12 protein-coding genes are annotated in these 10,659 nt (G+C 66.7%); 7 read left to right on the top strand and 5 right to left on the bottom strand.

Annotation, left to right across the window (positions count from 1 at the left end; all coding sequences use genetic code 11):
• The 3 genes from E1166_RS26295 to E1166_RS26280 form a co-directional block, all read left to right on the top strand.
• Nucleotides 1–665 (top strand): hypothetical protein (locus E1166_RS26295; RefSeq protein WP_132342629.1); only part of this gene is annotated, 665 nt, incomplete at its 5' end.
• Between the two features lie 516 nt (nt 666–1,181).
• Nucleotides 1,182–1,439, top strand: coding sequence for a hypothetical protein (locus E1166_RS26285; RefSeq protein WP_207914541.1), 258 nt, complete (start codon nt 1,182–1,184; stop codon nt 1,437–1,439).
• A 152-nt stretch (nt 1,440–1,591) separates the two neighbouring features.
• Entirely contained in the window at nt 1,592–2,089 is a 498-nt protein-coding gene (locus tag E1166_RS26280) for a sugar O-acetyltransferase (protein ID WP_132342628.1), read from the top strand.
• A 526-nt stretch (nt 2,090–2,615) separates the two neighbouring features.
• Here E1166_RS26280 and E1166_RS26275 read toward each other — a convergent pair.
• A complete protein-coding gene (locus E1166_RS26275) occupies nt 2,616–3,320 on the bottom strand; it encodes a carbonic anhydrase (protein ID WP_243710523.1) in 705 nt (234 codons plus the stop codon).
• 580 nt (nt 3,321–3,900) lie between these two features.
• Complete coding sequence (locus E1166_RS26265; RefSeq protein WP_132342627.1) at nt 3,901–4,290, bottom strand: hypothetical protein; 390 nt, start codon at nt 4,288–4,290, stop codon at nt 3,901–3,903.
• A 438-nt stretch (nt 4,291–4,728) separates the two neighbouring features.
• On the opposite strand from E1166_RS26265, the gene E1166_RS26260 reads away from it, so the two are divergent.
• The 3 genes from E1166_RS26260 (at nt 4,729) to E1166_RS26250 (ending at nt 5,923) form a co-directional block, all read left to right on the top strand.
• Entirely contained in the window at nt 4,729–5,013 is a 285-nt protein-coding gene (locus E1166_RS26260) for a hypothetical protein (RefSeq protein WP_132338256.1), read from the top strand.
• A gap of 311 nt (nt 5,014–5,324) precedes the next feature.
• Nucleotides 5,325–5,522, top strand: a complete 198-nt coding sequence (locus E1166_RS26255) for a hypothetical protein (protein WP_093411300.1) — start codon at nt 5,325–5,327, stop codon at nt 5,520–5,522.
• The gene (locus E1166_RS26250; protein ID WP_132342626.1) at nt 5,519–5,923 is read left to right on the top strand and encodes a type II toxin-antitoxin system VapC family toxin; all 405 of its coding nucleotides are present in this window, start codon (nt 5,519–5,521) and stop codon (nt 5,921–5,923) included. Before E1166_RS26255 ends, E1166_RS26250 begins: the two co-directional genes overlap by 4 nt.
• Before the next feature lie 140 nt (nt 5,924–6,063).
• On the opposite strand, the gene E1166_RS26245 is transcribed toward E1166_RS26250, so the two are convergent.
• A complete protein-coding gene (locus E1166_RS26245; protein WP_243710522.1) occupies nt 6,064–6,429 on the bottom strand; it encodes a hypothetical protein in 366 nt (121 codons plus the stop codon).
• Between the two features lie 555 nt (nt 6,430–6,984).
• On the opposite strand from E1166_RS26245, the gene E1166_RS26240 reads away from it, so the two are divergent.
• Nucleotides 6,985–8,262 (top strand): hypothetical protein, encoded by a 1,278-nt coding sequence (locus tag E1166_RS26240; protein ID WP_132342624.1) that lies wholly within the window; start codon nt 6,985–6,987, stop codon nt 8,260–8,262.
• A gap of 363 nt (nt 8,263–8,625) precedes the next feature.
• Here E1166_RS26240 and E1166_RS26235 read toward each other — a convergent pair whose 3' ends face one another.
• Together E1166_RS26235 and E1166_RS32585 are read right to left on the bottom strand one after the other, a co-directional pair.
• Complete coding sequence (locus tag E1166_RS26235) at nt 8,626–9,093, bottom strand: NUDIX hydrolase (RefSeq protein WP_243710521.1); 468 nt, start codon at nt 9,091–9,093, stop codon at nt 8,626–8,628.
• A 24-nt stretch (nt 9,094–9,117) separates the two neighbouring features.
• A complete protein-coding gene (locus tag E1166_RS32585) occupies nt 9,118–10,341 on the bottom strand; it encodes a helix-turn-helix transcriptional regulator (RefSeq protein ID WP_207914537.1) in 1,224 nt (407 codons plus the stop codon).
• Nucleotides 10,342–10,659: the final 318 nt, after the last annotated feature.

The raw sequence follows: 10,659 nt of genomic DNA, 5'->3' as shown, positions 1-10,659 counted from the left end.
CAGCCCCCACCTCCTCCGACGGCCCCACCCGCACGCTGGTGCTCGGCTGCCTCGCGGTCGGCGTGGTCGCCACGCTGGTGTTCGCACTCGCCCCGCTCTGGTCCAGCGAACCCCGACCCGGTCAGGGCGCAAACGCGTTCGTCCCGGCGACCGGCGGCCTCAGCCAGGACCCCACCCCCGATCCGGTCAGCGCGACCGAGGACGCCACCTTCTCGCCGGCACCGGCATCGCTGTCCACCCGAGCCACAGCGCCGTCTCCGACCCAGGCGGCGCCACCCGGGCAGCAGCCGAACCGACCGGCGCCAACCACTCGGCCCAGCTCGCCGGCCGCCAAGCCGCGTCCGCCGAAACCGCCGGCCCCGAAGCCGGAACCACCGCGGATGAACGAGCTCCCAGCGTTGTCCCCGGCCAAGGAGCCGTCGCTACGGTCGAGCAACGGTGGAGCTTCGACCTACGTCGAGTTCGTCAACTCCACCCAGATACCCGTCGCGGTCTTCTGGCTCGACCACAACGGCCAGCGGAAGTTCTACAAGGGATTGTGGCCCGGCCAGTCGTACCGGCAGCAGACGTTCGTGGGGCACCCCTGGGTGGTCACCGACCGGCACGGCCGGGCGTTGGTCTGCTTCCTTCCCGCCCGGGAGACCAGCAAGGCGGTAATCCGCTAGCGGAGTCAGCGTCGTACCGCGTGGCTGCCCGCGGTCGTGCCGTCGCGCACGACCGCGGGCAGCCACGCGGTACGCGTTCACCGATCGTCGGAATCGAAAGGCTCGGAGGTGGCCCGGGTGCGGCCACACATCGGCCGTCGCGAAACTCAACCCCCGGTACGCCCTCCAGCACGCGGCTGATGTCTGCCACCGCCGCCAACGACGCGGCCAGGTCGCTACGCAGCTCGGCGCTCGCCGTCCAGGTCGTCGTCCTCGGTCGACCAGTCGATGTCCGCCGCCCGCAACTCCGCGACAGCGCGATCGGTCAGCGCCGCCGGGTCAGTGACCAACACATCGACCCTGCAGTAAAGATGCAGAGTGAGCGGTACGGAAGTGGGCACGCTGTCCCTGCCGCCAGCATTCCGGGGGCCGTCGGTTGAGGTTCAGAACCGACTCGCATCGGTCCTCGCGCTGCCTCGGCCACTCAGGTGACCCGATCGACATTCGCCGTAAGCGATGCCGGCGTAGCCTAATCCGGTGTTCGAGGTTCTGGCGTTCCTCGTACTGGCTGGATGTGTGGCTGCCATCGCCAGCCGGCTTGTGTGGCTGGGATCGCGTGCTTGCCGCCGAGGTGTCGGTGTCGAGGTGATGGGCCCCTTCGAGGAGATCTGGCATCCGGGCGCGCATCGGTGTCGGGCCGAAATCCGGCAGCAGGAGCAGCGCATGGTGCCGATGCCGTCGCCTGACGATCAGGAGCCCAGAGGCCGGCCTGGCAAGGTGATTCCGGACATCTGACCAGACGGAATGATCACGAAGTTCGCTCCCTGGCGGTGCGTCGTCACCGGGCCCCTGACTCGCCGTGCCAGCATCACCTTGTGCGCAACGAGCAACGCCTACGAGCACGGACGCCCGAGTCACGAGCCTTCGCGGACCGCGTACAGCTCGTCATGAACCTGACCTCGCGCCTCAACGGGCTGCCGTTTGACGACCACGACGCACGCAGGACGGTGCTCACCGAGATCTTCGGTCAACCGATCCCCGACTCCCTGTCCATCCTGCCCCCGTTCTACTGCGACTACGGGCTCGGAGCATCGTTCGGTGAGCGCGTATTCATCAATCAGGGATGCTTCTTCCTCGACTACGGCGGCATCGCGATCGGTGACCGCGTCCTGATCGGTCCCCGAGTGACTCTCAGCACGGCCGGACACCCCGTCGAGCTCGACGAACGGTACGACTTCATCACCCACGCACCCATCGTGATCGAGGACGATGTGTGGATCGGCGCCGCGGCTACGGTCACCCCCGGAGTCACGATCGGTCACGGCTCCGTGGTCGGCGCGGGCGCTGTGGTCGCGAAGGACGTGCCGCCGCTGAGTGTGGTCACGGCGACAAGCGCTGTCGAGCGAAAGCGTCTGAAGCCGGCATCCCCTACGACCCCTGACTGATTCCGGTTGAACGGGCACCGCTGGGGTAGCTTCTTTCGGCATACGCGGCGGCGCGGCTCGCTGCCGGAGACGGCGGGCATCGCCGCTGCCTGCGATGAGGCGCTGAACGCCGGCAACGGCGCCGCACGGCAGGCGGCGCTGTGCTCCGCATACGAGCAGGCCGCCGACTGGCAGAACCGGTTGGGCATCGCTTCGCCGGTCGACGCCACCCGGCGCCGGTACCTCGTCCGGCCGTATCAGGTCATCGACGCTGGACGGTTCGCTGCCGTTCTGCTGGCCGGTATCGACGATCCCGAGCTTGCCGCCGGTCGGTGCTGTGGATCAGTACGCGGACAGCACCGCCGTGCTGTGTCGACCCCAGGTGGCTCGTGCGTTGATGACGGCGCTCCGGCTCAGCCACGACAGCCTTCAGGTCACCGTGCACCCCAACCTGCGGGTGGACCGCCGGTCTCCCGGCGTCGCGCGGCCCCCAACCGATCAGCGTGGGCGGTTGGGGACCGCGCAGGTACGCGGGAACCGACGACTTTCAGCGCACGAGCGTGACGCGGGCGGTGTCCAGGTCGTACCGAGCGCCCACCACCTGCAGCGTGCCCGCGTGCACCCGCTCGGCAATGATGTGGCTGCGGTCGACCAGCGCCCGCACCTGCGCCCGGACGTTCGCCTGAACGCCGTTCTCCACCGGGTCGCCGGGCTGGCTGAGCACCGGCTCCACCACCGGGCGCAGGGCATCGACGACGGCGGCGATGTGACCGGGCACGGGCGCCCCGGTGCGGATCGCGTTGATGGTTGCCGTGATCGCCCCGCACCGTTCGTGCCCGAGAACGACGATCAGCGGGGTGCCGAGCTCCTCGACGCCGAACTCGATGCTGCCCAGCAACAGGTCGTCGACGACGTTCCCGGCCACCCGGTTGTCGAACAGGTCACCCAGCCCTTGGTCGAAGATCACCTCCGGGGGCACCCGGGAATCCGCGCAACCGAGAATATTGGCGAACGGGTGCTGCCCGGCAGCCAGCCGACGCACGTCCTCCAGGCTCTGGTGCGGGTGTCGGCCGTGCCCACTGGCGAACAGCTCATTGCCGTACAGGAGGCGGCGAAGGGCCTGCGTCGGCGTGGGAGCGGTGGAATCGGCGTGCGCGGCGACGGCGGGCCCGGCGGCGGCAACGGTGGTGCCGGCGGCGACCACGGCACCGCTGGCGGCCAGCATCGACCGCCGCGACAATTGAAAGACCACTGAGGACTCCTCAAAGGAGGGACAGGATGCTGAAAATTTTATGCGCACGGCACTCCGCGCCGCGTACCCAATTCAAATGTTGAAAAGGCTAAGGTTTGTCCACTGTGGTTCGGCGTGTCGGCGTGTCGGCGTGTCGGCGTGTCGGCGTGATCCGCGAGACGCGAAGGCGCAGGCCGGGGTGGTGAGGTATCCCGACGGAGGTGGGCTGTCCGCGCGAGGGCGGCCGAAGCGGAAAGCGGTGCGGCGGCAGACAGCCGGATGGTTCACCCAAGGTCGTGCCGGTGTCGGGCAAGCACCCTGGACGAACCTCGATCGCCGGACCGACCTGCTACAAACCCGGCCGGTCCGGCCGCCGGGTCCGCAGGCACGGATCCTGGTACGCGCGAGCTTCCTGGCGTCCGCGCGACCAGCCCGGTCAGGACCTACCTGTCCAGCGCCGTGCACGACCGGTTCCGCTCGGCACAGGCGCAGCCGCCACACGGCGTTCGCTGACTACCGGATGACGGCTGCGGGCGTCCGAGGACGGCCGGAGGCGCCCGCAGAACGGTCCGCAGCGCGCACACAGGGCACCGATGCCCACTCAGCGGACAGGACCTTCGCCGAACCGGCCACCGCTGATCACGGTGTCAGTCTCGATCTCGGCAGCCGTCCACACGTGGGAGCAGAAGTCGTCGACCGCAACACCACCATCCTCCAAGAGGGCGACAGCCAGCGCCGCCAGATCCGTCCGGCGAGAAAGTCGGTAGTTGATCTGCACGGCCCACTCAGGCCGCCGACCGACCGCCTGCTCAAGGTTCGCGATGTCCTCCGGCTCCCAGTCCTGGTACAGGCCGCTCGCCTCATCCATCAGCCAGATGAACAGCCGAGTGTCTGTAGACCAGCGGCCATGGCCCGCTACCGCCAGTTCGTCGAGAAGTCGGACGACCTCTGACCGTGACACAGCAGGGATCACGAAGGTGTTCTCGCTCATCTCGGCAAGGTACAGAACGTCAATTTGGAAGCGTGATCAAGTGCCGTACCGCGTGGTCAGACGCATCGGTCGTGCCGTCGAGCATGATCGAGTCGAATCACGCTTGACGGCGTTCGCTGACGATTCGCTGACTTCCATGTCAGGCGCTGCGCGGCGCCCGAGGACGGGCGGAGACGGGCCGCAAGCGCGCCGACCGCATCCGCACGACGAAGCTCAGTACTGCTGGATCCGCCTCGTGGCTTGGCAGACTGACGGCGTGACCGATGAGCACGGCCAAAACGAACCCGACACCGACCAGCCGCCCCGGACACCAACTCTGAGAATCGCGAGGCATCTGGCAAAGGAGTTGGAAGGGGTGGCGAGTGTGGAGATCGACGGCATCCAGGGCGGGATGTCGGTTAGCGTCACACCGCGTAACCCCCATGCTCGCGCCTTCGGATGGACGGATTCTCCGAACAACTCATCCTGCAGGTCGGCGACTACGGCGGCCGATGGGAACTGGAAGCCAGCCCCGAAGACGTCGCCATGCTCGAAGACATCGCTCGCTCCGTGATCGCCGGCAGGGTTCGGGAGGTGTTCGCTCCGGGTCGCTCGGCAATCTCGGTCACACTCGCCGATGGATCCGTGAAGACCGAGATCGGAGGCGAAGCGCCGGCCGGTTGCCTGCCACTACCTTTCTGGCGGCGTTGGTCCCGCAGCATCCAGTACGTCCCGTACAGGTAGTCCAGTGTGAGCGTCAGTTTGGAAGATCGTTCTCGGCTGTCGTGATCTGCCCGGAACGCCTGGTCAGCGGGGCTGCCGTGGTGCCCGATCATGACCGCTGCTGACTGCCTGGGACACCGGCTACTGGCACGTGGCTGGCACGGCTGCGCGGTGGGCGTGCGGCTGTCCGGCGGTGTGCGGCTTACCGCCCCCGGCCTCTCGGGCCGGGGGCGGCTTGCCGTGCCACCGGCTCTCCGCGCCTGAGTGACGGTGATGCCGGTGCTGACCGTGCGACAATGAGTGGCGGTGTGTGATGGAGGAGGTGGGTCGTGATGTCGAGCAACGCCGAGCGGATGCCCGAGTGGCCGACCGCTGAGCACGTGCCGGCGGAGGAGTTGGCCCGCCGGCAGGGTGTGCGGCCGGTCGCCTCCGTTGACGACCTGGCCCGGCCGGACCTGTTCGAGTCCGACGAAGAGTTGGACGACTTCCTCGCCGACCTGTACGCCTCTCGGCGGGCCAGCGCCGCGTGAGCCTGGTCGTCCTGGACACCGACGTCGCGTCGGCGATCCTGAGGGGTCGGTTGCATGACCGGCTTCGTGCCCGGCTGGCAGGTAAGACCCTGTGCATCACGTTCGTCACGCTCGGGGAGCTGACCAAGTGGACCGTGCTGCGGAGCTGGGGGCCGCGCAAGCTGGCTGACCTCGCGCAGTGGCGATCCGGCGTGGTGCTGCTGCCCTTCGATGAGGCGGTGGCGACAACCTGGGGCCAGCTCCAGGCGCGGGCGCAGCATCGGGGGCGTCCCCGGCCGACGAATGACTCCTGGATCGCGGCCTGCTGCCTGGTCGACCGGCTGCCGCTGGCGACCTTCAACGGCAAGGACTACGCCGACTTCGCCGAGTACGACGGCCTACGCCTGTTCGACATCTCATAGCTTCACCGCCGTGGCCGAACGGCGGTGACTGGTGCTGACGGTCAGCAGCCGGCCGGACCCACACGCCCGGTGGCAAGCCGCGAAGCGGCGCGGCAGCCGAGCGCCCCGACATCGACGGCGGCCGGCCCCGCTGGCGCTCGTCACGGCTCGATCTGCTGCTCACGACCATGCCGGCGCCTGGCGCGATGTTCAAGGACCCAGTGGGTAACCATCAGGGCCAACGCGGCCAGTAACAGCACAGCGCCGATCCACCGGCTCGGAGTGCGCCAAGTGCTGGGCGTAACTTCCGTGAGGTTTCCTAGCCCCAGGAGAGCATAGAAGCCCATGCACGCAGCCCCTGCGGCCCACAACCGGGGGTGATACATAGCCCGTCCGAACAGCCGAACCGTTGACACGCGTCGGCTGTGGATGACCACCCAGGCGGCGCACCCGACCAGGGCAACAGCGGCGCTGACGAGCAGGATGTCCATGACCATTGTGCCCGCCTCGTAGGTCGTCACGGGCATCACGGTAGCGGCACCACACAGCTGCCGGCTTCGGGCACTGGGACAGCCGTCGTCTGGTGCGGCGGGCCGCGGCGCGCGATGCCGGCCGGAGGCCGCCAGCAGCGCGCCGCGAGCGCGCCCAGTGCGCCGCGCTTGCGCGGCGCCTTGATCCTATTGAGAGTGTTTCGGCAACCCTTGGGCTTGGAGCGGCCGTTAAACGCCTAGCGACGGGCTAAAACTTGGTCCTCGCTGCCCCTTGACCCCAGAGATGGGCAGTGCGGTCTAGTTCGAGTCGCACCGCTGGTCGACAGCCTGGTGATGGCCACTGTGGTAATCGCTCAGTTTCGTCGATTGCTGTGCTTCGCTGCTGTACCACCGTCGCTGATCTTGGGCGTCACGCCCAGAGGCGGGCGAGCGGTCGACCACCCGGCGCGCGCGTGGGTAGAAGTGTCGCGTTCATGACAGTGACCCACCCGACGAGGTTGAACAACTAAAATCGTTGATTCAAAATCAACAGAAAGGCCAAGCATGCTTCACTCCTCCCCCCGAGCAGGACGCCACTGGCTCTATCAGTGGATGGATGAGTTTGAGGCATTCGATAAGGAAACGGTCTGGGATCGCCTCAAGGACCCACGTGCAGTCGATCGACTCCACACAATATCCTCGGAAAGCATGTTTATAGATTATTCGACTGTACCCCTGGTTGGCACCGTCGTCGCAGGAACCGGAATTGAACTTGGCCAACCAGGAATTTGCGGGACCCTTAGATGTCGCAAACCCACCCTCGACAGCGACTTAGGTTCTTTACTCCACTATTTCGATTATGTAGTCATGCAGGGTCCCGATCCCCGGTCCTATCGGCGCTACGCAGAGCAACTCGCCGATCGGCAACGGTATCCAATGACGCGGCTCACGGTCGCCCGGGACGTCGCGTGCCTCCAATATTTACGCCAATCGGAAATCACGAAGCATGTAGTTTTCGCCAACAAGCCCGGATGCTTCTGTGACCGTCATTTTAAGGAGCATGCGGATGCTCTGGGTTTGACGGAATTTACTGAACCTTCGATGATTGCCGATATGGCCCAAAGGTTAACACGTAAGGGCTTAGTGTCCGTCGAGAAGGTGGATCCGGGCGCATGGTATGGCTACATCACTAGGCCCGTCTTCCTGGGCTCGATCGGAAAACGATATGAACAAGAGAAACCCCCCTCACAAGCCACCGTTGCGAATGATATTATCAAACGCGATTTGATGTCTATGGTGTTCGACGGAGCAGCAGCTAGAATGATGGGTCTGCCTATGGCGTCCCTGGCCGTTCCAGGATACTTCGAGACAGTTCCGGGATACTTCGAGACCGAGCGCGGTGGCGAAGGACCGAGAACAATTGAAGAAGTTGCCGCGCACCTAACGCTTCCCATCCTGAGTAACCTCAAGACTGCCGAAGTCGTTCGACTCCGGGAGCGCCACTCTGCCGATTTCGAGGCATTCCGCTCCGCCCTACGAGAAGCTATCTCGACCACAATGGAAAGAATGCCGGACGTTTCGCCCCAAAGGATCGCTGAGACTGCCTGGCAAGAACAGCTCAAACCAGCGCTCGCTGATCTAGAGCGGCGGATTTCCGTGAACAGACGATCCCTCGCGCTGGGGTCTGGGACGATGCTAACAATTGGAAGTGTAACTACGGCGGTTGCATCGGCCGTTACTGCGCCATGGGCTGCAGCCCTACTTGGTGCAGCCGTTGCCTCCACCCTGCCCGTTGCGCAAATTTCCGAATATCTCAAGGAGCGCAAGCAGATCAACATGTCGAGCATGTACTTTCTATGGAGAGCACAAAAGATGCAGGATCACTATTAATCAACCTGATTTAAACTCCGAGGCCCCTTGTGGCCGCTCCACGTCGTGTTGCGCCGGATAAGAATTTTCGTCGGCTACCTCAATCGGCTGCCAGCTTGCCCGCTGCCTGCCCCTCCTGGCCATCCCGGAGCGCCCGACGACCCCCGCCGGAGGCGCTGCCCTTGCGCAAACAACTTGAAGCCCCGGACCTGCCAGCAATCATGGTGGCCCGGGCTTCGTCGTATGTCGCGCCGCCTGCGGGCTAACACCGACGCGCTGGCGGCCGAAGGCCAGAGGCGTGGCTGGGCTATCGGCCCGGCCCAGGTGCGGCGGCGCGAGCGGCCCGCGACGCGGGCCGCTCTGATCGTGTATGGAAACTTTGCTCTAGATTGCGCTGCCGTGTTCGGCGTAGGCGGAGACGCCGTTACTGCGCGCTGCAATCGCAGTGCGGATCCTGCGGGCGAGCCGGGGCGGGCCGTGCTGCTCCAAGGACTCGGCGCGCACGTAGCGCCACTCGGTGAGTTCACCGTCCGCGAAACGGATGTCGCGCTCCTGCTTGGCTCCGAGTGATCCGCCGTCGAAGATGAAGAGGAGCTTGTCGCCCTCGTGTTCGGCCGGTGCCCAATCAACGACCAGCATCGGTCCGAGCGTGGCTGCGAGGCCAAGTTCCTCCTGGACCTCACGTGCGCATGCGGCTCGGGGTGACTCGCCGGGTTCGACGTAGCCGCCGGGGATGTCCCAGTGGTCCTTGTAGCTGGGGCGTACGAGGAGCACGCGGCCTTCGTTGTCGAAGAAGAGGGCGCCTGCGGCGACGCGTGGGGTTGCCATGGGTGGCATCTCGTTGGCCGTCACCAGGGCAGCGTAGATGGGATGGGATCAGTCGAGCACCTTGAGCCGGCGGGCCAGGCCGACCAGCTCGGCCGACGGCTTGCCGCGCTGCCGGCGTACCCAGGTCAGGGCGAGTTGGCGGCTGAGGAAGTGGTGGCGGACCTGTTCGGGTGCCATCTGTTCGGCGTCGAGCAGCATGGCCTGGGCGTCGTCGAGGCGGTTCCAGGAGCTGTAGGCGCGGGCGACTTCGAGGGCGTGCCGGACCCGGCGTTCCATCGGCAGGCCGGCGGTGTCGACGCGCGGCCCGAGGTCGACGGCGACTTGCAGGTCTCCCAGTTCGGCGGCAGTTGCCACTCGGTGGATGGCGACGTTGGTCGGGCCGAATGCGGTCCAGAGGTGGTTGGCGTCGGCTCCGAGCTGGCCGGCGGCGCGGTCGGCGGCGTCGAGGAAGGCGCGGGTGGTGGCGGCGTCGTTGGATCGGGCGGCGGCCATCGAGCCGGACAGGAACAGGGTTCCGTAGACGGAGAGTAGTGCTGGTGTGGCGTGCTTGAGGTGGGGCTCAAGGTAGCCGGCGGCGTCTTCGGTGAGGCGTACGGCTTCGGTGTAGCGGCCGGTGGCGTGCAGGGCGTGGCCGACGGAGCGGAACAGGGAGCCGGTGACGAGCGGGTCGCCGGTGGGGCGGACGGCGGCCAGGCCGCGGTCGGCGGCGATCCAGGCGAGGTCGCTTTCCCCGAGTTTGGTGAGCTGGGTTGCGGCGAGTTGGTACGTCAGGCCGAGTAGCCGGCGGGCCTGGTCCTGGTCGTCGCCGTCGTGATGGTCGGCGGCGGCCTGGGCGCGGTGCAGCAGGTCCGGCAGGCGGCCGGTGACGTACCCGAATCGGGAGTCCTGGTAGGCGTCCCAGAGCTCGCCGACTTTCTTCCTGAGCAGGGCGACAGTCGGCGGCGGCACGTCGGCGGTGGCGCCCAACGGGGCGATGACGCGGTAGTTCATCAGAGCGGCGCGCAACGCGGGCACCGTCCTGGTGCCGCTGTCACCGGTCCAGTCCAGCAGCGAGGGTTCGCCGAGCAGGTCGCCGAGGGCCACGTCCAAGACCTCGGCCAGGGATTTGATGACAGAGAGCCGGTCCAGCTCGATCCGGTTGTTCTCTACCTTGCCAAGCCAGTCGGCGGTACGGCCGATGAGTCCGGCCAGAGCTTCCTGAGACAGGCCGCGTCGACGGCGGTACCAGGCGACGCGTTCGCCGATGGTCAGGGTGTTGGTTATCCCGCGCACCGGTTCACTGTCTCCCCTCGGTCGGCCGCAACCCCGGAAAGATTTTCCGGGTCGCCGGGCGGTTCGTGCCACAACCTGTCTGCATGACGGGGCTGAACGTATCGACCAACTGCCAATCCTGCTCCGGCGCGGGCTGGAAGTACACCCGCGCCCGTACCGCCATCCGGGGGATGGGGCGTGGGTCGGAGCAGACGCATTCCCTGGCCCGGCGGTCCTGTCTGGACTGCGCGGGCTCTGGTCGCTCGGCGACCTGCTGAGGCTGGCCCGGGGTGGGTGCTGGCGTGGGACCGCGACCCGAACGACGGCCCGTGAATGGCC

Source organism: Micromonospora sp. KC213, from assembly GCF_004348325.1.
Lineage (GTDB): Bacteria > Actinomycetota > Actinomycetes > Mycobacteriales > Micromonosporaceae > Micromonospora.
The sequence above is the reverse complement of the archived record's forward strand: the minus strand, read 5'-3'. Positions and strand labels throughout refer to the sequence as shown.